Origin of the sequence: Frankia sp. R43 (genome assembly GCF_001306465.1) — a bacterium.
GTDB classification, from domain to species: domain Bacteria; phylum Actinomycetota; class Actinomycetes; order Frankiales; family Frankiaceae; genus Parafrankia; species Parafrankia irregularis.
The window spans coordinates 772901-799887 of record NZ_LFCW01000003.1; the positions used below are offsets into that span (position 1 = coordinate 772901).

The following is a 26987-nucleotide window of genomic DNA, read 5'->3' on the forward strand; positions in this document are numbered from 1 at the left end:
CTGCCACGCACAGTGCCCCGAATCGGCACTGGTCACGCCAGGTGTGTGCAGACCTTCGATCCAGTGAGCGGCGGAGCCGGTCGGCCCAGCCCTCCTACGCCGACCCGGCAGCGCCCGTCAGTCGAGGGCGGCGAGCTCGGCGAGCCAGCGGTCGGCGAGCTCGGCGTGGCGCGGCACGCTGGCGCTGGCCGTGAACGCGGCGCACACGTGCGCGTCGAGACCGAACAGTGCCACCGACAGGTGCTGCCGGCCGACGAACAGCGGGGGCATACCGATCAGCATGCGGACCTGTCGCCCCGCGATCACGTACGGGCCGCGCATCGTTCCGGTGTTGCTCGCGACCAGAGCGACCTCGTGCGCGCGTGATCCGGAGGCGGCGACCCCGGCGAGCATGCGAGGGGAGGCGTTCGGCGGCACCCGGTCCAGAATCCGCCGCTCGATCGTGCCCATCCGCCCGCCTGCCTTGATCCGCCGGGTCTGCGCGGCGACCCGGGCCAGCCGGCGGCGCGGGTCGGGTTCCGCGCAGGGCAGCGGTATCCGTACCCCGAACGTGAAGTTCGAGAGGATCTCCTGCTCGGCCGGGGTGCGCAGGCTGATCGGCATCACCGCGTGGACGGGACGCCCGTACCGGGTCCATTCCGTTCGTGACCAGGTGCGCAGGGCACCGGCGACGGCCGCGAGATAGACGTCGTTCACGGTCGCGGAGTTGCGGCGCGCGATGCGGCGCAGTCTGTCGAGCTCGGCGATCGCCCAGGTGTGCCGGGCCCCGCCGTGCGGCGGGCCGCCCCAGGAGGTGAGCTGCCGGGTACGGGGGATGCCGCGGAGCAGCCCGGACGCCATCCGGGCGTAGTCGCGTCGGGTGGGGGCGCCGAAGGTGGGCAGGTTCCGCAGCGCCGGTTCGCGGTCGAGCCCGAACAGCAGGTGCAGTGCCTGGTGCAGGGCGGCGCCGTCCTGGTGGATGTGGCTGAAGCGGTAGACGACCTCGACCCCGTCGGGACGGTGCCCGCGCAGCAGCCAGATCCGCCAGAGCGGGCGGTTGAGGTCGAGGGGCCGGGCGGCGATGCGGTCCATCGCCTCCCGCAGGCCGTCCTGCCCGCTGCCGGCGGGCAGTTCCTCGACGCTGACGTGATACCCGAGGCTGGGCTCGTGGTCGAGCTGCCAGCCGACACCGGCCGCCGATCGCCCGGTCGGTGGGGACAGCCGTTCGGTGAGGGCCGGAGCCTCGGCCAGCCGCGTCGCCACGTGCGCGCGCAGTTCGTGGACGGTCAGCGTCGGGTCGTCGACGCACAGCACGACCCCGGCCTCGAGCCGCTCCCCGGGGTTGAGCCGACTGAAATGCAGGAACGCACGATCACCGCTGGTCAGGGGGCGCAGCGGGGGTCTGGTCAGCGGGGGTCTGGTCGCCGGCGAGGTTCGCGGGACGCCGTCGACGAATGTCTGAGTCATGAGCAGCTCCGATCGGCGTCATGCCGCGAACCTCGACGGATGACCGGGTCGACGCCGGTTCCGAGTGGTCCGTCCAGCCTGGCGGGTCAGCGTATACGCACCCGAACAGGAACACCCGCGGAAAACAACCGGCAAACCGCCCGAAAGTGCCGAACCGACCAGGCATCCCGGGCGGTCGAATGGTCGGCCCGCGGGCCAGAACCCTCGTCGGGCGGCCGGTGGCCGGTCAGAACCCGGTACGGGTGTGTGCGGCCCACACCGGGTCGGGCTGTGTGGTGACGACGTCCGCGTCGGATGTGGGGCGGATCGCGACGGCCGGCTTCGGTCGGTGCTGGTCTCGGGGCGCGCCGCGGTCCCGCCGCTCGACGTCAGCCGAAGGCGGGCTCGTCGCGGCCCCAGGGACGGGACGGGAAGGCGTGGTCGTCGAAGCCGGGAATCGCCGGGCGCGCGGTGGTCAGCCGGCCGTGGGTGACCGTCGCGGCGTCGGTGGGCGTGGTCGCCGCCGGATGGCGCGGGTCGCGCCCCGGGGCGTCGAGCAGCCAGGTGGCGGTGCGCGCGAGGGAGGCGGCGACGTCGCGGCCCCGGCCGTCGATGGCGCGGGCCGCCAGCGCGTCGATGACCGCCGCCGCGAGGAAGTAGCCCGTGGCGTGGTCCAGCGCCTGCGCGGGCAGGGCGCCGGGGGTGACCCCGTCGTGGCCCTCGATCAGCGAGATGCCCGCGGCGGCCTGGACGATGGAGTCGAACCCGCGCCGCCCCGCCCACGGCCCGGCGTCGCCCCAGGCGTTGATCCGGGCCCGGACCAGCCCGGGAGGTATCCGCAGGCCGAAGGCCTCGATGGCCCCCGGCCGGTAGCCGGTGACCAGGACGTCGGCCTGGTCGAGCAGCTCCTGGGCGCGCGGCAGGTCGGTACGAAGGTTCAGCAGCGCCGAGCGCTTGCCCTGGCCGGTGTCGAGATGCTGCCAGGTGATCTCGGCGGGCACCGGTGGGTCCACGCGCAGCACGTCCGCACCGAACAGCGCGAGCGTGCGGCCGCACACCGGCCCCGCGAGGACGCGGGTGAGGTCGAGGACCCGCACCCCCGCCAGCGGCAGCTTCCCGCCTGCCGGCGCACGCGTGGAAGGTGTTCGGGCGGACGATGTCCGGGCGGACGGCGCGCCGGCCACCGTGTCGTCACGATCGGTGGTCCGGATGAGCGGCCCGGTGGCAGCGGCCATGCCAGGGGCGCTGGAGCGCCATTCGGCCTCGGTCCGGACCCGGACGGCGATGGCGCCGACCTGCGCCGCGGCGTCCTCGATCTCGGCCGCGGCGCGGGTCGCGATCACGGCCGCGGCTGCTTCCCGGTCGGCGTCGGCAAGTCCGAGGATCCGTAGCAGCCGGTCGCGGTGGTGCGGATAGTTCGCGTGGGTCCGCAGGTAGCCGTCCTGCGTTCGGAAGAAGCCGGACAGTGGTGCGAACGCGTCCGGGCGGGCGTCGCCATCCCGGAAAAGCCGTTCGCTGCCGAAGGCGGCGGCGACGCGCTCGGGGTCGACGACCGCGTCGGTGACGGGCCCGGCCGCCCCGGCCCGGACGGCAGCCAGCCGCACCGCCTCGACCGAGGCGGTCGCCAGGCCCAGCACCGGAAGTGTCGCGGAAAGCCAGGAACCGGTCACCGGAGGAGTATCGCAGTGGAACACGGCCGGTGGGGCGTCGGTCGCTGGTCCGAGAATCCGCGCCAGCTGCTCCGCTGACGGCGGTCTGCCGGGACATCCGGATGCCCGGCGCCGGGCCGGGCCCACGGACGTCACACCGAGCCCCCGGCCGGGGCGCCCCCAGACGTCCCGGCGGTGGCGGCTGCTGGTGCTGCTGGACTGCGTCGCGGTGGTGGGATCCTTCGCGTTCGTGGGAGCCGCTCTCGTTCTCCCGCACCTCGATGAGAACGTCGGTGCGCCCGTCCCGAGGGATCTCCTCGTCGTCACCTCGGTCGGTGATCTCGTGGTGGCCGCCGTCGTGGTGCTGCTCGTCTCCTTCCGGAGCGCACCGCCCGGTGGGGCGCTCTACCTGCTGCTCGCCAGCAGCGTCGCGCTCATCGAGGGGAAGGTCGGCTACCTCCTGCTGGGGTCGTACGGACCCCGGGTGGCGGCGCCGCTGAACATCCTGCTCCTGCTCAGCTCGTTGTTCGTCGCCCTGGCGGCCGCCGTCGCGCCGCACCGCGACGAGGAGTGGCCATCGGAGGTGTCGGAGCGGCCGGGCGGCCAAGAGCCGTCCGTGCCGTCCCGGCGACCGGCGTCCCAGCGACCGGTCCGGCTGTGGGCCCACGCGGTCGTGCCGTACCTGGCGGTGGCCGTCGTCGGCCTGGTGATCCTCGTGACGGCGTTCGCCGGCGCCAGCCTGACCACGGTGGAGAGCGGCTGGATCGCGTTGCTGCCTCCAGGTAGGCACGCGGCGCTCGCGGAACGCGGCGTGTCGATCAAGGTGTCGATCCGAGAACCAGGCGCAGCGGGTCGCGGAGCTGCCCGAACCGACCACGGACGACCTGCTGCACCTGGACCCGGCCGACCTGGCCGCGAACGAGCCGGAGCGCTGAGCCGTAGCGGTACCGTCGAGCGGCCAGGAACGCCAGTGCCCGGAGCCCGGCGGCCTGTTGCCTGCGTCGTCACGCTGTAAGATCAATTTCTTGTGGACTATGACGTGGAAGGCGCCATGGTCGTCATCCCGCCGGGGCAGGTGACCCTGTCGGATCGGCGGACACGGCGGACGTGGACGGTCGAGCTCGCGCCGTATTCCATTTCCGCGTTCTCTGTCACCCAGGCGTTGTATACCCAGGTGGTCGGCGAGTTTCCGAGCGCTGTTCGGGGCGGGCGGCTGCCGGTCGAGGGCGTCTCCTGGTGGGGCGCCGTACGGTTCTGCAACGAACTCTCGTGCAGGGAGGGGCTGGCGCCCGCCTATGTGATCCGTGCCGGTGATGGTCACGTCGAATGGGACGAATCCGCCGAGGGATACCGGCTGCCCACCGAGGCCGAATGGGAGCATGCCTGCCGGGCCGGGTCGGTCGGCCCACGGTACGGACCACTCGACGAGATCGCCTGGTATCGCGGCAACTCGGCCGAGCGCCCGCACGAGGTCGGCGGCAAGGCGCCCAACGAATGGGGCCTTCACGACATGCTCGGCAATGTCTGGGACTGGTGCTGGGACACCTACGACGCCGAGGTCTACGGTTCCTACAAGGTGCTTCGTGGCGGCGGATGGTTCGACGAGCACTGGAGCTGCCGCGCTTCGGTGCGGCGCCGTGGCCATCCGGACTTCCAGGTCGATGACGTCGGCTTCCGCCTCGCGCGCACGGCTGTCCCGCGCTGACGGTCCCAGGCGGTGCCCACAGGCGGGCAGCGGGTCACGGCTAGCATGTCGGGGTGCCGACGTTGCTGGTCGTCCATCACACGCCGTCGCCGACGACACAGGCGATGCTGGAGGCCGTGCTCACCGGGGCGCGGGACGACGCGATCGAGGGTGTCGACGTCGTCGTCCGCCCGGCACTGGCCGCCACCGCCGTCGACGTGCTCGCCGCCGACGGGTACCTGCTCGGCACCCCGGCCAACATCGGTTATATGAGCGGCGCTCTCAAGCACTTCTTCGACCAGATCTACTATCCAGTGCTCGAGGCGACCATCGGCCGGCCGTACGCGCTCTACGTGCACGGCAACAGCGACACGACCGGCGCGATCCGCGGGGTCGAGACCATCGTCACCGGGCTGAAGTGGAAGCGTCTGCGCGAGCCGCTGTCGATCGTCGGCGAGGCGGACGCCGCAGCCCGCGAGGCCTGCTGGGAACTCGGGGCCACGGTCGCGGCAAGCCTGATGTCCGCGTGATGAGCCGGCACGTGGAACGCGAGGGACGGGTGGATCAGGAGAATCCGGGTGGCCGTGCCGCGGTTCGGCGGGTTCGATGAACGAGACCTCCAGCGGACCCGAGACCACTGTGCGGGGCCGGCGACGCGGACGGAGGCCGAGTGCCGCGCGGCCGTTGTGTCTGGGATGATCGGGGCATGGACGAGACGCTCGCGACCATTGCGACGCGCGACGCTGTCGCCGTGCTGCGGCGGGCGGGCGCCCGGTTCGCCTATCTGCACGGTAGCCGCGCCGTCGGGTGTCACCGGGCGGACTCGGACATCGATATCGCCGCCTTCTTCGGCGGCCCACGGACTCCGAGCGCCTTCGAGATACTCCTGCCGCCGGGCGTGGACCTGCTCGTTCTTGACAGCGCGCCGCTTGAGCTCGCGGGCAGGGTGGCGGTCGGCGGGCGTCTGCTCTTCGAGGACGACCGGGCCGCGCGGGTGCGCTGGGAGGCGATGACCAGAAAGATCTACTTCGACGAGCTTCCGCGGATCACCCGGGCGCACCGGGAGTTCGCCGCGGCTGTTCTGGGCCGGAGTGCGTAGCCGGTGATCGACGAAGCCAGGGTGCTGCGCCTGCTCCGCGCGATCACCGACGACCTGTCTGTGCTCCGCTCCGAGGCGGACGCCGACGGCGAGCGCCGCGCGGACCCGATCTGGCTGCGCGGGGTGAAGTACACCTTCGTGACAGCGATCGAGGCCTGCGTCGACGTCGCGCAGCACATCTGCGCGACACAGGGCTGGGGACCGCCGGCGGACAATGGCGACGCGATCCAACTCCTTGGCGACCATGGGGCGCTGGCCTCAACGCTCGCAGTGTCGCTCCGCAAGGCCGTCGGCTTCAGGAACGTCCTCGTCCACGACTACATCGCGGTCAACGACGAGATCGTCGTTGCTCGACTGCACGCCCTCGACGGCCTTGACGAATTCGTCCGGCAGATAGCAGCGTACGTGTCTGCCGCGGAGGCGTAGCCGAGAACGCACGTCGTCCTGCCCGACCTGGACGATGGCCATGCAGGCCGCTACGGCGAACCTCGTGTGGCACGTAGCGTGACGGCACGACGCACGCGACTTTCCGCGAGTTCTGCGACCAGATCTACTATCCCGTGCTTGAGGCGACCATCGGCCGGCCGTACGCGCTCCACGTGCACGGCAACAGCGACACGACCGGCGCGATCCGCGGGGTCGAGACCATCGTCACCGGGCTGAAGTGGAAGCGTCTGCGGGAGCCGCTGTCGATCGTCGGCGAAGTGGACGCCGCGGTGCGCGAGGCCTGCTGGGAGCTCGGAGCGACGGTCGTGGCCAGCCTGATGCCCGCGTGACCTGAAACGGGCTGTCACGGGGCGAGTTCTTCGATCGTTAGGCCGCATCATTATGGATGCCGCGCAGGTTGCCTGTCGCAAGGTCGCGCGTACCCTGCACCGGTGCCGTCGTGTCACGTCCGTCCGGGTGTCGCATGATGTGATGGCTGCCGTTGAACTTCGCAACCTTGTGTAGCCCTGACGCTCCAGCGCATGGACCGCTGTATGCCTCGGACGGAGGTCGCAGGCGGCATCAGGCCGCCACGGTGACGGACACCCCCCGGGATCCCGACTCCTCGATCAGGCCGACGAGCGCCTCGCGCAGGTCGTCCAGCGCGTCCGGCGCCTTCGGGCATGGGCTACTCCTGGACGTAGCTGGCGCATATGTGCACCAGACGCCGTCGAGCTAATTCATTACGGGTTCTAAACTTACTGCGAATTCTCTGCCGGGGACCGTCGTTGGTCGATACCGACAAAAACTGAGTTCGGAGCGAATCGTTGAGAGTTCTCCGCGTATACTTCTAGAAGCTGCTGCCCCAGGTTGTAACTTCCGATATTTGCCAGCTGTGCAGCATGGAAAAGCAAATGTCCAGCAATGTCCCCTCGTTGGGCAATTCTTTCCGTGAAGTGTGCTCCGACTTCATCGGCGGGAGTTCCGTCATGTAGTCGGTGCTCGGCGTCTTCCACGATGACTGCGACTTCTGTAGTAACTTTCATGAGGTGTAGTAGCATATGCCGGACCTTCGCCAGTGCTGGGTCTTTGATTTGCCATCCAACCTCATCGTAAGCTTCTTGAATAATTTTCACTGACTCCAACGAGGTTCGGACATGCTCGGCCAGTTCGTTGACTGTTTCGTCATTCATTGTGTGTCATCCTTACGTGCGTCTGGCGTCGATTCTTAAAGATCCTCGCGGGGGAGCCTTAAGGTTCTCGTTCCGAAAAGTGAATATTTCAATTCTCACTGTCGGCCGTGCTTGGATCCCCAGGGCATTATGTAGTCATCATCGAGGACCATCCCGTGGTAATCGAGCATTGAGAGTGCCGAGGTGTGCGCGATAATGGCCGCCCTTCGAACATCGAAGCGACCCCCAATTTTTTCGGCGACGGTATTTTGCGTTTCGCCCGACAGGATTCGATCGTCAAGAATTAGGACCCTCGTTTTGGTTGGCAATTCGAAGAGAAGGTTTGGCAGGTAAACGACCCATTTGGATGTGTCGATCCTGACGTAGTTGGAAGCCGTGGCGGCGCGTTCGAAGATACTGTGGCTCGGGAGTCTGTCGTCTCGCCTTGGAAAGGTTGTGCACACTATCAGTGGCACGTCTCTTGAGCTAAGGGTGCTGAAATAGCAGGCGGCGAAACTGCCGGGACCCGACATGGTCAGCAGAAGTTCGGGCGCAAACGATCGGTCGACGTTTGCATGCATCCGGACAATTGCCATCTGTATTACTGGCCATTCTAGAACGATTGGTGTTTGAGTCTTCAGTGATTCATGGATGCTCTCCTCGAGATGCTCGATGGTGTCGGCGAGTTCTTTCAGCAGTGCCGACTGGCGGTGTGACTTGAACCCCTGGCCGGACTGAAGGCCTATCGCGCGAGCGGCGCGGTCCCGTCGGAATTCCACCCTTGTCGGATTGGATTCAAGAGCCAAGAGTTCTTTCGCGGCCGCGGACGTTGGCAGGCCCAGCTGCTCAATCGCCCCAAGGACAACAGTACGAATTGCGTGAAGCTCCCCACGTTTCGAAGTCCCTGATCGCTTTCTTCTCACGGATGCCAAATGGGGCAAGGTGGTCAGCTCGCCGTCGCCGTGAGCACGCACCAGCCCAGGATTAATGAGTCGCTTTAGGTCTTCATAAATCCGGCTGTTCAGATCGTCGGCCAATGGAATGCTGTTTGCCGGGCCTTCTGGTCCCGAATGTGATGACGAATCTTTCTCCTGCACTCCCTGGCCGACCCCCTCGCCACAAGATCCACTTGACGCCTCGCAACAAAACGCCACAAGGCCGTGCGGACGGCTTGGGTGCGATGGTAGTGCCGCCTGCACCGTCACGGCACCCTCATCGCACCGAAACGGTGCACATGTGGGGTTGGTGTTGGCTCCTGTCCGGGTGGTCTCATCGGGTGGGACGCAAAGCTCCTGGCAGAAGCGACAAGCCGGGTGGACGGCGACTGCGCAGTCGATCAGGACACGTCGAAAGACCTCGCGTTCCACGACTCATCGCGGCAAACCTTGGGAGACGCTCATGAGCACCTCCGGCACCCCCCGCACTGCCCCTGTCTGGCGGGAAATCCTCATATATGTCCTGGTTCTAGGGCTGGTAGCGGTCGCTGCATGGTTCGGTTGGCTAACTGCTCCGCAGCTGATCGCACCAGTCGTTGTTGAGCTAATGATCGCCACTGCGATCCGACCGAAGATTGCCGAGCGTCCGACACCTGACGATGAGCAAGAAGGCCAAGGCGAGTGCTGACCTCCGCTCTTCGGATTGCTCTCATTCGCAGTGCGAGCAGCGGTCGTCCGTGTCACGGGCTGGAGCCGGGATCGCGGACGTCGTGTCCTGGGGCTCGATGATTACTTGGTCGCGTGCCGCGTAGCTGTTTGAACGCCACGCTCAGTGCGAAGGCGTTGGCGTAGGCGACCTTCCTCGCGATCGTGCCAACCGTCTGGTCGGTCTCCCTAGCAGGTCGGCGGCCGAGGTGATTCGCCGGCTGGCCAGGTGGGTGATCGGTGGTTCGCCCACCATGACGGTGACACCACGGGCTAGGCCGACCCTCGACACTCCGATATTGGCCGCCGGGTCTGCCGCCGTCCACGGGTGGGCGGGCGTGTCGTGCAACGGCCACGAGACGGCGGTTGACCCGCTCGCCGGCCACCCGCCGCGGACCCGGCGGAGCCCGCGGACCCAGCGAGGCCCGCGGACCCGACGGCAGTACGGCGGAACCGAGAGCTTCAGCGAGCCGCGGCGCGAAGGTGCTCGGTCATGAGTTCGCGAGCCAGGCCGACCATCCAGAGCATGGTCAGGACGATCACCGTCGGATTCTTCACAGCCACCAGGATCGCCTGGATGAGCTCACGGCGATCAGCTGGCTCGACCCGCAGGGTGATCACGGCGTTCGGGATGACATCGAAGATCACGAAGGCGGCGGCGAGCAGCAGAGCGGGCGCGACCAGCGCCCTCCGGCGAGCGCCCGCCGCTGACCCGAACAGGTCGAGGCGCTCGCGGGGTGTCAGCGGGGCCAGCTCGGGCTCCCGGGCAAGGGCGCGCAGGGCGACGGCGATCACGGCGATACGGGTCAGGCCGGTGAGGGCCTCGCCGGCCGGGCCGATCGCCGCGGGCAGTTCGTCGCCGTACCGGATCGTCCCGAAGCGCTGCAGCGAGGCGGCGGCCGCGAGCGCCACCAGCAGTGCCGCGTTGTCGCGGTAACAGCGTGCGGCCCAACGCAGCGCGTGACCACTCACCGTGAGTCCCGTTGCCATCCCAGCTCCCTTTCTTTCATCATCATGAACTTTCCACGATCATGAACTATTGGAGGGTGGGCGCGCAAGGGGCGGCCTGTGGAGGTCATGCTGGAGGCGTGCCGGAGGAGTCGAGGGCCGTGACGGACGGCGACACACTGGGATGGGAGCTGAGCACCGCGGTGGTGCTCTTCCACGAGGCGATCGCCCGCCGCCTCGGGCTGGGCGCGGCGGAGCACAAGGCGCTCGGCGTGATCGTGCGGACCGGACCCATGCCCGTCGGCGCGCTCGCGCCCTCCCTCGGCGTCGGGGCGAGCGCGGTGACCGGAATCGTGGACCGCCTCGAACGCGCCGGCTACGTCCAGCGGATTCCGGACCCGGCGGACCGCCGGCGGGTGCTGGTCCGCGCCGACCCGCAGCGGGCACCCGACCTGACCGGCATCTTCGCGGAGCTCGGCCGCGAGATGGGCGCGTTCATGACCCGGTATGACGAGCACCAGACAGCCGCGATCGTCGACTACCTGCGCAACACGATCCAGGTCCTCAGGGCTCAGACCGCGCGGCTCGGCCAGGAGCAGTCCGAGGCCCTCGACGCCTCCGCGTCGCTCACGACGCCGGGAACGCCGACGGCCCTCGGATCGCCCCCGTCTCCCCCGTCTCCCCCGTCTCCCCCGTCAGGCGCGGCGCCGGGCGATGTGATCTAGGCAGGCGGGCCGCCCGGGTGCCGTCCGCACCGCCCCCCTGACTGCGGAACGCGACAATTGATGTCCGCGTGATCCGGAACAACCTGTTGCGGGGCGGTTCGTCGATCGTCAGGCCGTGCCGGACGGACCCCGAGTATTTCGCCTGGTAGCCGCCGAAGGCCGCCTCCCGCGTCAGCCATTGCGTCACGGTCCATCCGGGCAGGTTCGTGCGACACCGTCGTGCCGCCTCACCGCCGGCCGGGCCGTCAACCGTCAGCGGCCAGGCGCGACCCGCTGGCATTGGTCGGTACACCGACAATGGCGGGGTCGTCGACTTTTTCCAGCGGTATCGTCGGTGCCCGGTCGGCGCTTGAGGCCGACATCACGGCAGTGTCACCGGACTTTCTTTCAACGTGCCTGCGTGTGTTCCCGGCGGGCGGGCGCGTACAACGGGGAATGAGGAAGACGGGCATGGGTGTCATTGAGGCCGAGTTCACCAGGAACCAGTTTTCCGCGCTTGCCCAGTGTCTGATGCTGATCGAGGGGTTGCCGACCGGCTCGCTCGCGGTGCTCGGTCATGACCGGCTGATCACTCGGCTCGACTGGGGCCTGCCGACCATCGTCTCGTCCGCGCCGGGCGTGCCGGCGCGGTTCGGTGTCCTCCTCCTGACGGCGGACGTGACCATCAGCCATGTGTCGATCGCCGAGCTGGACGCCGACCCCGCCGCCATGACGAAGACCACCGGGACGGCCACCCTCACCGTGACTGCCGTCCCCGGCGAAGGTGCGCTGCAGCATCTGCGGATCGACCTCGTCGCGCTCGCGATTCCCAGCCGGCCGCCGTCGGAGCCGGCCTTCTCGCTGGGCATCGCGCGCCGCGACTTCCCGGTGCCCGCCGGCGTCAGGGTGGTCGGCGCCGCGGTGCTCGCCAGCGACCAGGCCGTGACCATCCGGTTCGTGACCGGCGATCCCGGCGAGCTCACCGCGCCGACCGCCGACCGCGTGGTGGCGCTCGACGGGGCCGAATGGTGCATCCGTATCTCTGGCGAGGTGTTCCGGGAACAGCTGCTCACCGCACTGAAGACCGCGATCGCGGACTTCGGCGCGGGAATGGCCGTCGAGGAGCAGCCGGTAGCCACCTGGCAGCCCCTCGGCCCCTTCGGGACCGGCGACTGGGGTGTCGTCGGCGGATTCGGTGTCAAGAAGCTCAAGGCCTGCTCCGGCCCGTTCGGTGACGTCGACCTCTCGGTCGACGTCACCACGCGGCTGGCGCTGGTGCCCGATATCGAGGCGAAAAGCCTGACCACGCGGTTCGTGATAGACGGGAACGCGTCGGACTGGGACTCGTTTCGATGCTGGGCGGCCAAGGGCGGCCCCCTCACCCTCCTGCTGGCGGTGGTCAACCCGGTCCCCGCGATAGCGCTCGCCGCGCTGAGCCTGGGCATCGTCGGCTCGATGATCGCCGACGGGGTGCATAACCAGGTGACGGGCGCCGACTCGCGCGGCGACCTGCGGAAGGTCGCGAGCGACGACTCGTCGGCGACCTACGAGGGCACCCAGAGCCTCCCGGCCCCGCTGCCGACCGCCCTCGTCCAGGCCGCGTCGGCCGGGCCGGACGGCCTCGTCGTCTCAGGAAAGCTGGGCGTCCCGTTCGGCATCAACCACCGGGCGACCTTCGCCCCGGCGGCCGAACCGCTGGGGCAGCTGCAGGGCGACTGGGTCGGCGGCATCACCTGCGAGCACGGTGGAGGCTGGAGACAGACGTTCGAGCTTCCCAACGTCCGGGTCACCGCCGACGCGATGGCCCTGGCCACCCTGGTCATGCACGTCCCGGTCACGGTGTTCCGTTCCAGCACGGTCCTGCCCGCGGAGGGCTGGGAGCTCCAGTTCGACGGGTGGAGCGCGCGGCCCGAACAACGCATCGCCATCGTGGGGAATCCAGCGGCTGCCGGGTCCGTCGGGCGGGCGTTCCTGCACACCTCGGCGGGCATCCGCCGTTACGACCTGGCGGGCTACCTGCGCTCGCCGTCCGGCAAACCGATCGGCACCGGCCCGGTCCCCGCTCCGCCTCCCGCTCCGGACCCCGCCCGGGTCAAGATCCTGGCCGTCGACCAGTGCCGCCGGTTCGGCCGGGACTGGCACGACCCGCGGATCAGGATCGGCTGGCTCGTGGACCCGCCTCCGTTCACCTACGGCGTGGACGCTCTGCGGCACTGGCAGCTGGCCGTGAGCGAGATCCCCGGGGGCGCGACCGTCACCGTCACCGGCCACCGCGACGGTGCGGACGACCGCAGGCTGGTCGCGCTCTCACCCTCGGATGGCACTGCCGTGGCGATCGAACTCGTCACGGATGCCGCCACCGAGCTCACGCTCGAGCATGACCTGCCGGCCGCCCCGGACGGGGCCCGGCTGATCCAGCGCTGGCTGCTGCCGACCCAGGTCGTCGCGCTGCCCGCGCCCGCGGCGAGCCTGTTCCGCCTCGAGGACGGGGTCGGTGTGCGCACCGTCGACGGCGGCCTGACCGTCTGGTCGCCGACGGGTGAGGTCCGTGAGGTCGCGGGAGCCGGCCCGCGTGAGGAGCCCGCGGGCGCCGAGCCCCCGCCGTTCAGCGTGACGCTGCGCGACGGCCGGGTGGCCGCGATCCATGACGACCGACTCGTCGTCGCGATCCCCTTCGGGAACGGGAGCCGGACGGCATGAGGCTGGTACTGCGCTCGAACGGCCGCCTGACGGCCGTCCTGACCGACGGGACCGGCCAGCGGTACGCGGTCGTCGAGACGAGCCACCACGGCGTCAGCGTGGCAGTGACCGATGGCTCCGGCTGGTCACAGACCGAGGTCGAGCTGGCTCCGGGCCGCTGGGGCGCGCCGGCGGCGACGCTCGTGACCGTCGCCCGTGCGGTCGGCCCGCATGACACCGAGACGAGCTGGACCCGCCGAACCGGCGAACGGGTGACGGTCCGTGGCACGGCGACGTTCGGCCCGGACGGGACGGCGAGCTGGACGGCCGAGACGGGCGGCTGGGCCGTGGTCGGCAGGACCGTTCCTGGAGCCTTCCCCGACCTCGCCGTCACCATGGGCGACGCCCGTCCGACGGTTACGACCACGGGTCCGGTCCGCCAGCCCGACGGCAGTGTCCGAACCAGTACCACCATCGTCTCGCCGAACGGTGTGAAGAGCACGAAGGAACGGACCGAGCGCCCGGACGGTTCGGTCAGCGAGTCCCGTGAGCAGCGCGATGCCCAGGGGAATCTGGTTGTCCGCCAGGACACGGACACGAAGACCTACGTCGACAGTGACGGGCACACCGTCGACAGGACGACGAAGACGGTCACCACGCCGTCCCCGGGTGGCGGAACGGACACGGATACCGAGACGACCTGGAAGGACCGCGACTCGGGAACCACGACGACGGTCCGCACCGACGTCCACCGCGACGTGAACGGAAACGTCACGTCGGAGCAGAAGAGCTCCTACTCGACCGACGGGAAGAACGAGAGCGAAACGAAGGTCACCCAGGACGAAACCACCGGCGAGACAACCATCGAGACCACCTCGAAAGGCGAGGACGGCACCGTTTACCGGCATACGACCGTTCTCGATCGGAACGGCGAGGCCATCAGCGACAGCTCCACCGCCGGCGCCGGTGAGGGAAGTAACGCCGGTGGTGGCGGAAACGGTGGCGACGGCGGTGGCGACGATGGTGAGGGAGACGGAGGCGGCGGGGACGAAGGAGGCGGCGGGGACGACGGTGGTGGGGACGACGACGGTGGTGGTGGTGGTGGGGACGACGGTGGCATGCCGCCGGACGATGCGAGTGAGTCGCCGCGGCGCCCGCACGGCCTCGCCGGCTCGCTGCTGGACCGCTACGGCAACGCCGGCGAGGGCGAGGGCGAGGATCGGCCGTCGGCCCGTGACTTCGTCGCCCGCGGCATCGCCGACACCGCGCGAAGCCTTCTGACGAGTGGGTTCGGCAACGGCGAGGGCGACGGCCCCGGTTCGGTGACGGTCGACCTCACGACCGCGCACGCGCACACCGCCGTCGACGATTGGGGCGATCAGAACGACCCACGGATCCTCGTCGCGATGGTCGCGGACCTCGCCTCGACGGCCCAGACCCTGCTCGCCACTGCGGCCCGCGCCCAAGCCCTGACCGTTCCCGCCCTGCGTTCCTAGTCTCCTGAGCCGTTGGTTCCTGGTAGACGGCGGATCGGCCGGTACAACCCCAGGCTGGCCCGCGTAACCGGCTCGGTGCGAGCGTCGGCCGTACCGAAGCGTGTTGTTCCTGGCGACATGAAGGGGCGTTGAGGTGAGGATCCTGCTCGTTTCCGGTAGCACGCGTGGCGGCTCGACGAATACGGCCGCGTTGCGAACCGCCCAGGCCGTCGCCCCCGACGGCGTCATCGCCGACCTCTACGGGGGACTGGCGCAGTTGCCGGCATTCGTTCCCGGCGACCAGGAGCCGGTCCACCCCGCGGTGGCGAAACTGAGGCGGCACCTCGACGCGGTGGACGCGGTGCTGTTCTGCACGCCGGAATATGCGGGGTCGTTGCCGGGCAGCCTGAAGAACCTGCTCGACTGGACGGTCGGGGGCGGTGAGCTGTACGGCAAGCCGGTTGCCTGGGTCAATGTGGCTGCCGAGGGCCGAGGGGGCGGTGCGGACGCGGCGCTGGCCACGGTGCTGGGCTACGTCGGCGCGGTCGTCGCGGTGCCCAGCCCGGTGCGCATCGTGGTGGGGCGGGATGCGGTGGGGCCGGATGGGCTCGTCGGCGACGAACGGGTGCGGGGCGCCCTGCGTGAAGTGCTTGAGCTTGTCGCCCGGCGGGCCGCCGCGCCCGCCTGACCGCCGGTGTTGTGCGGCGTGGAGGCCGCCTCGCCGCGGATCTGCTGGCTGGGGCCCACGTGGAGGTGGAGACTGGAAAGGCCAGCGCGGCGCCCGTGGAAGCCTGGCGCCGAGCGATCCCTCATCGGAGAGGACTTCGCCCAGGATGCAGTTCACTCATCTCGGCCGTTCCGGTCTGTCTGTCTCGCGCCTGTGTCTCGGGACGATGAACTTCGGTCCGCTTACCGACGAGGCCGATGCTCACAAGATCATGGATTCGGCGCACGAGTACGGCATCAACTTCTTCGACACGGCCAACGTCTACGGCCTGCGCTCGGCCGGCGTGTCAGGTCAGGGCGAGGGCCCGGGCCACACCGAGTCGATCATTGGCCGCTGGTTCGCGCAGGGCGGTGGGCGCCGGGAGCGCACAGTGCTGGCCACCAAGGTCTACGGCGCCATGGGGGAGTGGCCCAACGAGGGCAAGCTGTCGGCGCTCAACATCCGCCGCGCCCTGGACGCGAGCCTGGCCCGCCTGCAGACCGACCACATCGACCTCTACCAGTTCCACCACGTGGACCGCGGCACCCCGTGGGACGAGATCTGGCAGGCTGTCGACGTCGCCGTCGCGGCCGGCAAGATCCTCTACGTCGGCAGCAGCAACTTCGCGGGCTGGCACATCGCCCAGGCGCAGAGCGCAGCGGCCCGGCGCGGGACGTTCGGCCTGGTCAGTGAGCAGCCGATCTACAACCTGCTCACCCGTGAGGTCGAGCTGGAGGTGCTGCCCGCGGCGCAGCACTACGGCGTGGGCATCCTCCCGTGGTCGCCGCTGCAGAGCGGGCTCCTCGGTGGCGTGCTCCGCAAGGAACGCGAGGGCAGGCGGCGCCTGGAAGGCCGGGCCGCGACGGCCCTGGAGGCCAGGCGCCCGCAGATCGAGGCCTACGAGGACTTCGCCGCCGAGCTTGGTCACGAGCCTGGTGACGTCGCGCTCGCCTGGCTGCTCCACCAGCCGGCCGTCACCGCGCCGATCGTCGGCCCGCGCGTCCCGCAGCAGCTCGACGACGCCGTCCGGGCACTCGACGTACGCCTGGACGAGAAGGCGCTGGCCCGGCTGGACGAGATCTTCCCGGGCTACCGGACGGCCCCCGAGCATTTCGCCTGGTAGCCGGCGAAGTCCGCCCGCCGCGTTCTGCCATCGCGCAGGGGTCCGGCTCGGCAGGTTCGCGCGGCCCGGTCATGCCGTCTCACCGCCGGCCGGGCCGCAGACCACCAGTGATCACGGTGATCCGGAACGCGTTTGGAGCGGGCCGCCGACTACAGCGATGGCGGGCGGCTGGCGCACGCGCGGAACCTGCCGTTGACGACCTTCCGGGTGATGACGACGAGGGCGGCGATCGCGAGCAGACCCAGGGCGCGCAGGTAGGCCGTGCCTTCACGGTGGACCAGCGGGGTGGCCAGCACCGCGCAGGACAGCGCGCCGAGTGCCGGGGCCCAGGTGGGGGCCCGGTAGGCGCCCGGCAAGGCGGGCTCGCGGCGCAGTGCCAGCGCGCTGATGTTGACGATGAGGAAGACCAGCAGGAGGAGCAGGACGGTGGTGTCGGCCAGGCCGGCCAGCTGGCCGGTGCAGGCCAGCGCCACCGCCAGGGCCGTCACGAGACCAATCGCCACCGGAGGGGTGCGCCGGCCGGGCAGCACGCGCGCGAAGACGGCCGGGATCGTGCCCTGGGCGGCCATGCCGTAGACGAGACGGGATGCCATCACCATGTTGATCAGGGCGGTGTTGGCAACCGCGACCAGCGCGACCGCGGCGAACAGCTTCGGCGGCACCGGCACGTCGGACGCCTTCAGCACCTCCAGCAGCGGGGCGCTCGAACCGGCGAGGACGTCGGGATCGACCAGGGCCGCACTGGTGAACGCGACGAACAGGTAGACGATGCCGGCGATGAACATGCCACCGAACAGCGCCCTCGGCAGGTCCCGGCGCGGCCGTCGGGCCTCCTCGACCAGGTTCACCGAGTTCTCGAAGCCGAGCATCGAGTAGAACGCGAGGGTCGTGCCGGCGAGCAGGGCGAGCGGCGCAGGGCCCTCGGCCCGCAGCTCGAAGGCCCGCCCCGGCTCACCGGTTCCGGTGAGCAGCGCGTACACGCCGATTCCGACGATCAGCAACAGCCCGGCCAGCTCGATCACGGTGAGCACGAGGTTCACCCGGGCCGACTCCTCGATCCCACGTGCGTTGAGGACGGCGGTCAGCAGAAGGAACACGACCGCGACGACGACCACCGGGGCTGTCACGAACTCCGTGAGGTATTCGCCCCCGATGGCCTGCGCGGCTGTGGCGGTGGAGGTGATCCCGGCGGCGAGTACGGTGAAGCCGACCATGAAGGTGAGATACGGGCGACGGAACGCCTGGTCGGCGTAGAGCGCCGCGCCGGCCGCCCGGGGGTGCTTGCCGGCGAGCTCGGCGTAGGACGTCCCGGTCAGCAACGCCAGTGTGAAGGCGATCAGGAACGGCGCCCAGATCATCCCGCCGACATCGGCGGCGATCTGCCCGGTGAGCGCGTAGATCCCCGATCCGAGGACGTCGCCGAGCACCAGGAACACCAGCATCCGTCCGCTCAGGACGCGCGCCAGGGCGGGTTGTTCGGCGTCGGGTGTCCGCCCGGTCACCGCCGTCTCGTCATCGGTAGTCCCGTCTCCGCGAGTGTGGCTGGCCGTCATCCGGCCGACGGCGGTCGCTGGCCCGTACCGTGTGGCCGCCCCGGACCGGCGGGATGGTCGCTGCCCGCCAGGCCGCTGGGGGAACCGGGCCGCCTCCCCTGGGCCGGATCCTGACACCGCGCCTGCCGGCCCGCCTGTCGGATGCCGGGGGATTGCGCTCGTCGGCGCGGCGAGGAACCTGTCGGCCGCGCGCTCGCGGACTCGAGGCGGCCCAACGGGGTCGTGTCGCCTACGCGGGTCTGTGCGGTTTGCGGCTGATGCGGTAGTCGAGGACGAGGAAGGGGATGCCGAACAGTGCGAACGCGTGGTCGGCGCGCAGGTCGCCGTCTCGCCGGTACACGTCGAGCTGTTCGGTGAAGCCGTGGACGGCCAGGGCGGTGAGGGTGCCGTCGGCGGGGTCGCGGAAGGTGAGGTAGTGGCCGGGGTGCGCCAGGTCGCCACCGCGGCTGGTCAGGGTCAGGCCGCCGTCGGGCCGGGCGCGTGGCAGCAGGGTGGCGGTGAAACTGGCCTGGGGAAGGGGGAAACCGACGCTGACGTAGCCGCGGCCGTCATGCCGGTAGGTGGTGTAGATGCCGACGTAGATGGGTTCGTCGGTGTCGGCGAACGAGCGGATCCAGCCGCGGACCGCCACCACGTCGGAATCGGTGCCGGTGCCGGGGTGGGTGATGGTGTCGATGCGGCTGCGGATTCCCCGCTGGGTCTCTCGCTGGTTCATCGGCACGTTCGCCTGGCCCAGTGGGCGGGCCAGCAGGTTGCGGTAGAGCAGATAGCCGGGGCGAACCCACAGCCGCCACCGCGGCACGATGTCGAGCGAGAAGCGGGTGGTGTGCTCGTAGAACTCCCGGACGAGCGGGTCGACGGCGCCGGGGTCGACGTCCGGGCCGGCCAGATCGTCCATGGAGGCGACGATTCCGACGTCGGTCGCGTCTGCGACGTAGCGACCGCCGAGCTCTTCGGCCAGCTCTCGGACGAAGCCGGTTCCGACAACGCGCGAGCGCGACTGCCGGGGCACGACGAAGGGCAGCCTCTCGGCGGGGACCCGTTCGGCCAGCAGGGCGACCTGCGCGTCCCGGAACGCCAACGCCGACACGGTCCGGTAGGCGGCCATCGTGATGCCGGCGACGGCGGCAGCCGGCACCGGGCGGCCGCGGGCCGCGAGCACCGCTCCCACGGCGGCGCCGAACGGCGGGCCGAGGAGCACCTTCTGCGGCCGGAGCCCGAGCAGGCCGCCGAGGCTCCCGGTCGCCGCGCCGATCGTGACGGGGCCCGCGCCGCTGCGCCGGCCGGCCGCCCACCCGACGGGTGCGACGAGTGCCGCGCTGGTGGCGATCCGCTGCCACAGCGCGGGAATCTCGCCGGGCCGCTGCCGGGCGCGCGCGACGGCTTCGCCGGCCGCCAGGGCGCCCGCGCCCACCAGCGCGCCCAGAGCGGTGGCCCGCCGGCTCCGATGGGCGGTGAGAGCCGCCCCCGCCGCCCCGCCGATGGCAGCCGCGGACAGGACAGCCGTTCCGCGTCGCGCCGGCTCCGTCCCTTTGCCGCTTACCACACGAACAACCTATCCGGATGGGTGTCGATGTACCTCGCTGTCGCCGGATGCGGTGCCAGACGAGCGCGCGCGGCGTACTCCGGACCGCTGCCATGCTGAGTTCGACGGCTCGGCCACGCGACGCTCGGGCCTGGTTGAGTGCGGGGGCGTCCCTGACGCCCCCGCGGTTCCAGCGGTCGCCGACCAGGCCGTCCGGTAGCTGTCCGGCAGCTGTTCGGCCAGTTGGTGGGCCTGGGCCCCGTGTGCGCCGTCGAGCAGGCTGTCGGGAAAACCGCCACGGCCTTTCACCTCCCCGGGCCGCCCGGGGCGCTGGGTCGATGCGTGCAGGATTGAAGAACCTGCTGTCGCCGCGACCGACGTACTGTTCGGTTCTGACGATTGCCTGCTCGAAGAAAGCCGTCAGAGCCCTGTTCCCGGCGGCTGCGTGGCCTGGTGCGGAGGCGAGGTCGTCGAGACCGCCGGGGCCCGAACACGACGGGCACCTGAGTCTCTCATCCGGTCGACACCGCCTGTGGGGCAGGCTGATCCTCGCACGGGAAGAGGCTGGCGACGGCTGGAACCACGCGTTGTCCGGGAGCCGACAGTCGCCCGCGTGGCGGCGCGAACCGGGGTGGTGACCGACGGCGTCGGTGTGATACATGTGACCGCGAACGATCTCGCTTCCAGCGCACCGTACTGTTGTCCGGCCCGGCGTTCGGGATTGCCGTGGCTGGTCGGGACGATGACGTGCGGAATGAACCTTCGGGATGAAACGGACACGCCCTGTCGGCGGGCATCGGAATCACCAGGGAACACCGATGAATTGCCGAAATCCGGTGACGGCATCGGATTCCCGTGTGGTATGACACGGAATCCTCCGCCGCCATCGGCATCGACCACCCGAACGGGTGCGGGTGGCAGCAGGGAACGGAAAGCACGGAAACGGAGAACAGGAGACCCGGGTGATCGACCGGCTGTGGTTGTATCCGCCGCTCGCCTACGGGCGGCTGGGCCCGTCCACCACTCCCTGTGACAACTACGTCTGGGGGCCCAACGACCTGTCGTCGCGGGGCACCGGCCGCACGACGGTCCAGCCGGCCGAGACGCTCGACGTCGCCGAGGACGGAACGGTCACCCTCCGGCAGCCCGCGACGGTGACGTTCAAGGACCCCGCCGGCTTCCGCCCGGTGTGCCCGTTCTTCGAACTGCACGGCGCCTGGACAGCCGACGGCGTGACCCACGAGGGGCCGATCACCGCCGAGGTCCTCGCCGCCGCCGGTGTCGCCCTCGGCGACGTGCGCTGGGAGGTCGAGGTCGCCAACCTCAAGCCGCACCACTACACCCAGGTCGACGACGACCGGATCGTCGCGACGGTGAGCATCGCCGGGGACGACACCGGGCGCCGGGCGCTCGACGGGCACTCGCCCGCGGGGTCCGCGGCGCCGCTGGTGCCCGCCGGCAGCCGCGTCCCGCTGGGCAGTGTGCAGCTGACCAGGCCCAGCGCCGAGCTGCCGGAGCTACGCCTGCGGTTCACCCCGGCCGTCGGCGCCGTGTACGGGCCGACGGACCTCCCGAACCGCACGAGCGACTACGTCCTGCCCGCGGACCGGCTCGTCCTCAGCCCGCAGTCGCCCTGGGTCGGCTTCGCGCTGGGCGGCGACGATCCGCGGACCAACCCGGGCGGGCTGTTCGCGGGCGCGGAGGGCAACGCCGGTCTCGGGCTCGTCGACGACGTCTGTGACGGCACGGTGCGGGTCGTCCTGCCGGCGGGCCCGGGTCAGCCGGCGGAGCTGAGCGCGGTGGCACGCATCGTCGTCGGTCCGCCGGACTTCGCCCCCGACCAGCGCCCGTTCACCTCGGCCGCGGACGGCCTGACCGACCGGGTCCGGCGCGCCGACGTCCGCGACCCCGCGTACGTGGCGGACGCCGCCCGCACCACCCTGGAGGTCCGCGACCTGTTCGAGCGGATCCTGGAGACGGTCGCCACGGTGAACGTCGACGCCCAGAACGGCCGCGCCCGTTTCGAGAACATCGCGATCGCGCGCAGCCGGGGGGAACCGGAGGCAGCGGCCCGGGACCGGGCATTCCCGGCGGCCGAGCCGCTGACCGACCATCCGTTCCCGCTGACAGAGGCGGCCCGGGCGCGCCACCGCCGGTTCCTGGCTCTGGAGGTGTTGGAGGACCTGCTGCGGGAGCGGCCTGACCTGCTCCCCACGGTTGTGCGCGAGCCGGCGACCAGCGAGCGCTACTACGACCGCCGCATGCCGGCGCTGATGCGCGGCTCCGACCGCCATCCCATGCATCTCACCCGGCGGCAGTACGACCTGCTCCGGGCCTGGAGCGCAGCGCTGCGGCAGGACGTCGAGCAGGGCACGTGACGGTCCTGCTGCAGATCGGCCGCCGCCCGCCGGACCCGACTCCGGACCCGTCCCCGGGCGGGCACCCCGTGCCGGCCGACCGGCCCCTGCCGGGCGCGGTCCCGGACGTGGTGCCGGGCGCCGCCGCCGAGGCGCGCCTGTTCCACAGCGCGCACGGGGCACACCTGTTCGTGGTGGACGGCAGCCGGGTCTACGACCTGCCCGGTGACGTCGAGGGGCAGGTGCGGTCCTGGCTGGACTCGGGTGATGCGCGCGAGCTCGGGCCCGGCGCGCGCGCCGCCCTGGGGCTGGAGCCCGGCGCGTCCAGACGCATCGACGGCCGCCCGATCGACCCGCCGCCGCTGTCAGCCCTCTCCCTGAACGTCATGCAGGCGTGCAACATGTCGTGCGCCTACTGCTACGCGGACGAGGGCCGCTTCGGCGGCGCGGCCCGGGTGATGCCGCGCGAGGTCGCCTTCGCCGCGGTCGACCGTCTCCTCGCCGATTCGCGGCCGGGCGCCGACGTGGTCGTGGGGTTCATGGGTGGTGAACCGCTGCTCGCCGCGGACCTCGTGCACGAGGTCACCGCCTACGCTGCCCGGGCGGCCGAGGCCGCCGGGCGCCGGGCGCGGTTCTCCCTCACCACGAACCTGACCGAGCTGCGCCCCGCGGACGCCCGCCTTTTCGCCCGGTATCCCTTCGCCGTCTCGGTGAGCCTCGACGGCGACCGGGACCGTAACGACGCGCTGCGCCGGCTGCCCGGTGGCGCCAGCGCCTACGACCGGGTGCGTGCCGGGCTCGACCTGCTGGCGCGGCACGGGCGTCCGCGCCACCTCGCCGCGCGGGTCACCGTCACCCCGGCGGGCGGCCGGCTGCTCGACGTCCTGGACCATGTGATCGGCCTCGGCTTCGACGAGGTCGGGTTCGCCGCGGTCGTCGCGTCGCCGGACCCGGCGCTGGAGTTCACCGGGCCGCAGTTCGAGGGGTTCCTCGCGCACATGGTCGAATGCGGCGAGGTGGCGCTGCGTGAGCTGGCCGCCGGCCGCCGGTACCCGTTCGGCAACTTCGAGACGGCCATGGCGCAGATTCACCGGGGCAGCCACCGCCCCTACCCGTGCGGCGCGGGTGCGGGGTATCTCAGCGCGGCCGCGAACGGCGACCTGTTCGCCTGCCACCGGCTCGTCGACGACCCAGGCTTCGCGATGGGCTCGGTGACGGCCGGCCCGGACCAGGCGGCCCGGGCGGAGCATCTGGCCCGCGGCCACGTCGACCGGATGAGCCCGTGCCGGTCGTGCTGGGCCCGGTACCTGTGCGGGGGCGGCTGTTACCACGAGGTGGCCCGGCGCGGGCGGCCCGGGTGCGACTACATCCGCGGCTGGCTCGCCTTCTGCCTGCGGGCCTACGTCGAGCTGTCCGCGGCGCGCCCCGACTACTTCGAGGGACTGCCGGCGTCTTCCGGGTATGGCGGCAGCGGCAGCGATCCGACGACCGTCGCCCGCTGACGGACGCCGCGTGAGCTGGACGCGCGGACCACACAGGTGCGCCGCGTGAGCAGGACGCGTCGCCCATCAGGTGCGCCGCGCGGACACCGACGCGCCGCCCGACGAGGCGCGGCGCGCGACGAAAGGGCTGGAACGTGACGGAACCCGTGGCCGGGCCACCCGTGGGGAAGATCTTCCCCCGAAACCTGACGGCGCGGGCGGACCACGTCGTGCGCGGCAACCCGGCGGCCTCCCGTCCCGAGAGCGGCGTCGACAACTGCTATCCGGGGCTGGAGTTCGACCAGCGCAACCTGGACAAGGCCTTCTTCCCCGGGCTGACCTTCGAGTTCCACCGCCCGGACGGCGCCGTGCTGCGCCGCGTCGACGCCACCGGCATCGCCGCCGAGCGTGGCCTGACCGACGCGGACCTGCCCCTGCACCTGTGGGCCGTCTGCGGGCGCACGACCGTCGACCAGACCGAGGCGGACATCCCGACGTTCAGCTGCGCGAACCTCGGCGGGCTGGACGTCTGGCGGCTGGTGCACGACCTCATGCCGGGCCGGATCGCGATCCTGCTCGGCCCGGCGCCCGGCATCTCCTCGCCCGGCGCGGACGTCGTGAACGGCTCGCTCAACGGGTTCCGCCGCGGTGACCGCAGCGTCGTGCAGCGGGACCCGGACGGCACGGTGCTGGCGGTCCTGGTCGCCGACCGGGCCCGCTACCTCGACCCCGAGGGTGTCATCGACCCCGAGGTCTACCTGCCCGGCGAGCTGACCCGCAGCCTGTGCGCGCCGTGGCAGTACGACTTCCGGGACTGCGGCTGCTTCTACTGGGCGGCCTCCAAGCCCGACGTCGTCACCAGCGCCGACGGGCAGATCCCCTACGTCAACTTCCAGCGCGGCGACCGCACCGCCGTCCCGCCGCCCGCGGATCTGCCGACCGAGGCGGGGCGGCGCGAGCAGGAGCTGGACTACGCCGAGATGCTCCATGCCTGGAACGACCTGGCGGTCGTGCTGGGCGGCCGGGAGACCGCCGGGGTCGCCCCGCCACCGCCGCCGGGGCCGACCGTCGGCGAGCTGGCCCGCCAGGAGGTGCTCGACGAGCTGAACTACCTGGCCACCGTCGAACACGCCCTCTCGGTGGAGTACCTGTTCGCGCACTACTCGCTCGACGCGCCCCGGCTGCTGCCCGACGACGCGGACGAGCACACCCGCCGCGTGCACGCCGCGGCCACCGAGGTCTACTCCATCGCCGTCGACGAGATGCGGCACCTGCGCTGGGTCAACGAGGCGCTCGCCCTGCTCGGCCAGCCGCCGAACGTCGGGCGGGCCGAGCGCATCCACCGCCAGCTCGACCGGCCGTTCCAGCTCGAGCCGCTCACCCCGGCGCAGCTGGACTGGTTCATCGAGGTCGAGCGGCCCAGCCAGGGAACGGCCTCGGGTGTCGACGGGATGTACGTCCAGCTGCTGACCACGATCGACGCGCGCCCCGATCTCTTCCCCGAGCGGGACAGGCTCGTCCACCTCATCAAGCTGATCATCGACGAGGGGGGTGAGCACTTCCGCCGGTTCGGCCTGGTCAAGGGCCACCTCGCCGGGCTCGCACCGGAGAGCTACCTGCGCACGCTGCGGGTGGCCCCGGCCGACGCGCTGACCGAGGGCCTGGCCGATCTCAGCGACCAGAACTACGCGCTGCTGCTCAACGCCCTGCAGGCGACCTTCGCGCTGGGGGACAGGGCCGGCGGCCAGCTGCTCGAACAGGCCCGCCGGGCGATGTTCAGCCTGCACGAGACGAACCACCTGCTCGCGGCGCGCGGCGTACGGCCGCGCTTCGAGCTGCCCGTCCCGGTCACGCTGCCCGTCCCGGTCGCCGATCATGCCGCCGGCATCCGCCGCGCCCAGGAGACCGTCGCCGAGCTGGGCGGCGCGCCGGAGCGCAGGCTCGTCCTCCAGCACGGCGCGGCGCACGAGGCCCTGCTCGCCGAGCTGCAGGCCGCCGGCGCCGGCACGATCGCCGCCGGCGGCACGATCGCCCCGCCGGCCCAGCCGCCACCGCCCCGGACCCAGGGGTGACCGACGCCGTCGTCACCGGGGCCGGGCTGGCGGGCCTGACCTGCGCCTACCTGCTCGCCGGGCAGGGCCGCCGCGTTCTGGTCACCGGATGGCGTCCGGGTGACCCCGAGCGGGCATCCGGCACCAGCCAGGCACCGGGAGAGACGTCCCCGCCGGCGCGTTGGCTGGTGCTCAACGAGTTGACCATCGACCTGCTGCGGGAGGTCTGGGACGGCGGAAGCGGTCTGTTCGACGGCGCCTGGCCGGTTCGGTGCCGGTACGTCAGGTGGGGTGGCTCCGGCACCGACCAGCCCCTCGAACAGCGGAGTCTGGCGGTCGACGGGGCCCAGCTGGCCCAGCGGCTGGGCAGGCGGCTGGCCGAGACCCATCCGGACCTGGTCCGGCTCACCGCGGCCGGCCCCGCGCCGTCGGCGGCCGAGTGGCTGATCGCCGCCGGGCACCCGTCAGCCGGGCCGGCCGGGAGCCGTCCGGTTCACATCGGGCGCAGACACATGATCAGCGCGGAGGTGGGGCTCGTGGCGGGCGAGTCCGCCGCGAGTCACCTGGTGGCCACCGGTCCGGCCTGGATCTTCCTGGCACCGGTCGGACCGCGGCGGGCGCTGGTGCAGGCCATGGTGCCTGGGCCGGTCGCGGACCCGGTGCCGTTGCTGCGCAGGCTCCTGGACGGGACGGAGCTGGGACGCCGGCTCGTGGCACCGCCCGAGGCCGCCGTCGTGGTGCCCGCGGCGCCCCGGTTGCGGCAACCGCCCTGCGGGCCCGGCTGGATCGCGGTGGGCGGCCACGCCGCCCGGTTCGATCCGCTCAGCGGTTCGGGGACCGCGCAGGCTGTCCGAACAGCGGTACTCGCCGCGGCGGCCATCGACGTGGTCGACCGCGGCGCCGACGAGCTGGATGTCCGCGCGCATGTCACGGACCGGGTCCTGACCGCCTTCACCGAGCACGTCCGCACCTGCCTGGGCCTTTACACCTCCGCCCTGGTCGGCGGAGATCCGGTCGGCGGAGATCCCGTCGGCGGAGATCCGGTCGGCGGTGGTCCGGCAGGTGGTGGTCCGGTCGGTGGAGGTCCGGGCAGCGCGCGGACATCCTGGGGCGCCGGGCGCGCCGGCCTGGACCCGGCAGCCTGGCAGGACGAGATCGACCTGACGGCCGCCGCCCTGCGCGGGTTCGGCCTGGCCGCGGCCCCCTCTCCGAGGTTCACCCTGACCGGCCCGCTACCGGGCTGGAGACTGGTGCCGCACAGTCCGTAGCCGCATCGCGCGGCCAAGGTGG

Annotated in this window: 23 protein-coding genes; 15 read left to right on the plus strand and 8 right to left on the minus strand. The window is 71.2% G+C overall.

What is annotated here, in order from left to right; all coding sequences use genetic code 11:
- Nucleotides 1–117: 117 nt before the first annotated feature.
- Nucleotides 118–1446: a wax ester/triacylglycerol synthase domain-containing protein gene (locus tag ACG83_RS16770; RefSeq protein WP_054567087.1), complete on the minus strand. Its 1329-nt coding sequence runs from the start codon at nucleotides 1444–1446 to the stop codon at nucleotides 118–120.
- Between the two features lie 368 nt (nucleotides 1447–1814).
- Nucleotides 1815–3119 (minus strand): CoA transferase, encoded by a 1305-nt coding sequence (locus tag ACG83_RS16775; RefSeq protein WP_054567088.1) that lies wholly within the window; start codon nucleotides 3117–3119, stop codon nucleotides 1815–1817.
- A 163-nt stretch (nucleotides 3120–3282) separates the two neighbouring features.
- On the opposite strand from ACG83_RS16775, the gene ACG83_RS16780 reads away from it, so the two are divergent.
- The 6 genes from ACG83_RS16780 to ACG83_RS16805 all read left to right on the plus strand — a co-directional run bounded on the left by ACG83_RS16780 (nucleotide 3283) and on the right by ACG83_RS16805 (nucleotide 6633).
- On the plus strand, nucleotides 3283–4089 hold the full coding sequence (locus tag ACG83_RS16780; protein ID WP_054567089.1) for a hypothetical protein: 807 nt from the start codon (nucleotides 3283–3285) through the stop codon (nucleotides 4087–4089).
- Between the two features lie 36 nt (nucleotides 4090–4125).
- Complete coding sequence (locus ACG83_RS16785; protein WP_200931335.1) at nucleotides 4126–4779, plus strand: SUMF1/EgtB/PvdO family nonheme iron enzyme; 654 nt, start codon at nucleotides 4126–4128, stop codon at nucleotides 4777–4779.
- Nucleotides 4780–4883: 104 nt separating this feature from the next.
- A complete protein-coding gene (locus ACG83_RS16790; RefSeq protein WP_054567303.1) occupies nucleotides 4884–5288 on the plus strand; it encodes a flavodoxin family protein in 405 nt (134 codons plus the stop codon).
- A 176-nt stretch (nucleotides 5289–5464) separates the two neighbouring features.
- On the plus strand, nucleotides 5465–5857 hold the full coding sequence (locus ACG83_RS16795) for a nucleotidyltransferase domain-containing protein (protein ID WP_054567091.1): 393 nt from the start codon (nucleotides 5465–5467) through the stop codon (nucleotides 5855–5857).
- 3 nt (nucleotides 5858–5860) lie between these two features.
- Nucleotides 5861–6283, plus strand: coding sequence for a DUF86 domain-containing protein (locus tag ACG83_RS16800; RefSeq protein WP_054567092.1), 423 nt, complete (start codon nucleotides 5861–5863; stop codon nucleotides 6281–6283).
- A gap of 134 nt (nucleotides 6284–6417) precedes the next feature.
- On the plus strand, nucleotides 6418–6633 hold the full coding sequence (locus tag ACG83_RS16805; protein WP_054567093.1) for a hypothetical protein: 216 nt from the start codon (nucleotides 6418–6420) through the stop codon (nucleotides 6631–6633).
- A 37-nt stretch (nucleotides 6634–6670) separates the two neighbouring features.
- Here ACG83_RS16805 and ACG83_RS47960 read toward each other — a convergent pair whose 3' ends face one another.
- From ACG83_RS47960 to ACG83_RS16810, 4 genes are all read right to left on the minus strand, one after another.
- A complete protein-coding gene (locus ACG83_RS47960) occupies nucleotides 6671–6769 on the minus strand; it encodes a hypothetical protein (protein WP_241840265.1) in 99 nt (32 codons plus the stop codon).
- Nucleotides 6770–7041: 272 nt separating this feature from the next.
- A complete protein-coding gene (locus tag ACG83_RS44240) occupies nucleotides 7042–7476 on the minus strand; it encodes a hypothetical protein (RefSeq protein ID WP_152991402.1) in 435 nt (144 codons plus the stop codon).
- A 95-nt stretch (nucleotides 7477–7571) separates the two neighbouring features.
- Nucleotides 7572–8660 (minus strand): hypothetical protein, encoded by a 1089-nt coding sequence (locus ACG83_RS44245; protein ID WP_131831201.1) that lies wholly within the window; start codon nucleotides 8658–8660, stop codon nucleotides 7572–7574.
- Nucleotides 8661–9557: 897 nt separating this feature from the next.
- Nucleotides 9558–10085, minus strand: a complete 528-nt coding sequence (locus ACG83_RS16810; protein ID WP_152991403.1) for a hypothetical protein — start codon at nucleotides 10083–10085, stop codon at nucleotides 9558–9560.
- Between the two features lie 119 nt (nucleotides 10086–10204).
- Here ACG83_RS16810 and ACG83_RS16815 point away from each other — a divergent pair, with 119 nt between their 5' ends.
- From ACG83_RS16815 to ACG83_RS16835, 5 genes are all read left to right on the plus strand, one after another.
- Nucleotides 10205–10768, plus strand: a complete 564-nt coding sequence (locus ACG83_RS16815; protein WP_063793099.1) for a MarR family winged helix-turn-helix transcriptional regulator — start codon at nucleotides 10205–10207, stop codon at nucleotides 10766–10768.
- Nucleotides 10769–11218: 450 nt separating this feature from the next.
- On the plus strand, nucleotides 11219–13447 hold the full coding sequence (locus ACG83_RS16820; RefSeq protein WP_054567095.1) for a hypothetical protein: 2229 nt from the start codon (nucleotides 11219–11221) through the stop codon (nucleotides 13445–13447).
- Nucleotides 13444–14922 carry a hypothetical protein gene (locus ACG83_RS45805; protein WP_054567096.1) on the plus strand — a complete coding sequence of 493 codons (1479 nt, stop codon included), beginning with the start codon at nucleotides 13444–13446 and terminating at the stop codon, nucleotides 14920–14922. The genes ACG83_RS16820 and ACG83_RS45805 overlap by 4 nt, the downstream gene beginning before the upstream one ends.
- 133 nt (nucleotides 14923–15055) lie before the next feature.
- A complete protein-coding gene (locus ACG83_RS16830; RefSeq protein ID WP_076830838.1) occupies nucleotides 15056–15589 on the plus strand; it encodes an NADPH-dependent FMN reductase in 534 nt (177 codons plus the stop codon).
- A 145-nt stretch (nucleotides 15590–15734) separates the two neighbouring features.
- The gene (locus ACG83_RS16835) at nucleotides 15735–16730 is read left to right on the plus strand and encodes an aldo/keto reductase (protein WP_054567097.1); all 996 of its coding nucleotides are present in this window, start codon (nucleotides 15735–15737) and stop codon (nucleotides 16728–16730) included.
- 149 nt (nucleotides 16731–16879) lie between these two features.
- On the opposite strand, the gene ACG83_RS16840 is transcribed toward ACG83_RS16835, so the two are convergent.
- A complete protein-coding gene (locus tag ACG83_RS16840; RefSeq protein ID WP_083473296.1) occupies nucleotides 16880–18283 on the minus strand; it encodes an APC family permease in 1404 nt (467 codons plus the stop codon).
- Between the two features lie 229 nt (nucleotides 18284–18512).
- Nucleotides 18513–19829, minus strand: a complete 1317-nt coding sequence (locus tag ACG83_RS16845) for a hypothetical protein (protein ID WP_054567099.1) — start codon at nucleotides 19827–19829, stop codon at nucleotides 18513–18515.
- A 941-nt stretch (nucleotides 19830–20770) separates the two neighbouring features.
- Here ACG83_RS16845 and ACG83_RS16850 point away from each other — a divergent pair.
- The 4 genes from ACG83_RS16850 (at nucleotide 20771) to ACG83_RS46065 (ending at nucleotide 26965) form a co-directional block, all read left to right on the plus strand.
- Nucleotides 20771–22186 carry a hypothetical protein gene (locus ACG83_RS16850; RefSeq protein WP_054567100.1) on the plus strand — a complete coding sequence of 472 codons (1416 nt, stop codon included), beginning with the start codon at nucleotides 20771–20773 and terminating at the stop codon, nucleotides 22184–22186.
- On the plus strand, nucleotides 22183–23667 hold the full coding sequence (locus tag ACG83_RS16855; protein ID WP_054567101.1) for a radical SAM protein: 1485 nt from the start codon (nucleotides 22183–22185) through the stop codon (nucleotides 23665–23667). Before ACG83_RS16850 ends, ACG83_RS16855 begins: the two co-directional genes overlap by 4 nt.
- A 134-nt stretch (nucleotides 23668–23801) precedes the next feature.
- Nucleotides 23802–25718, plus strand: a complete 1917-nt coding sequence (locus ACG83_RS16860; RefSeq protein WP_152991404.1) for a ferritin-like domain-containing protein — start codon at nucleotides 23802–23804, stop codon at nucleotides 25716–25718.
- The gene (locus ACG83_RS46065; RefSeq protein WP_054567103.1) at nucleotides 25715–26965 is read left to right on the plus strand and encodes an NAD(P)/FAD-dependent oxidoreductase; all 1251 of its coding nucleotides are present in this window, start codon (nucleotides 25715–25717) and stop codon (nucleotides 26963–26965) included. Before ACG83_RS16860 ends, ACG83_RS46065 begins: the two co-directional genes overlap by 4 nt.
- The last annotated feature ends 22 nt before the right edge of the window (nucleotides 26966–26987 follow it).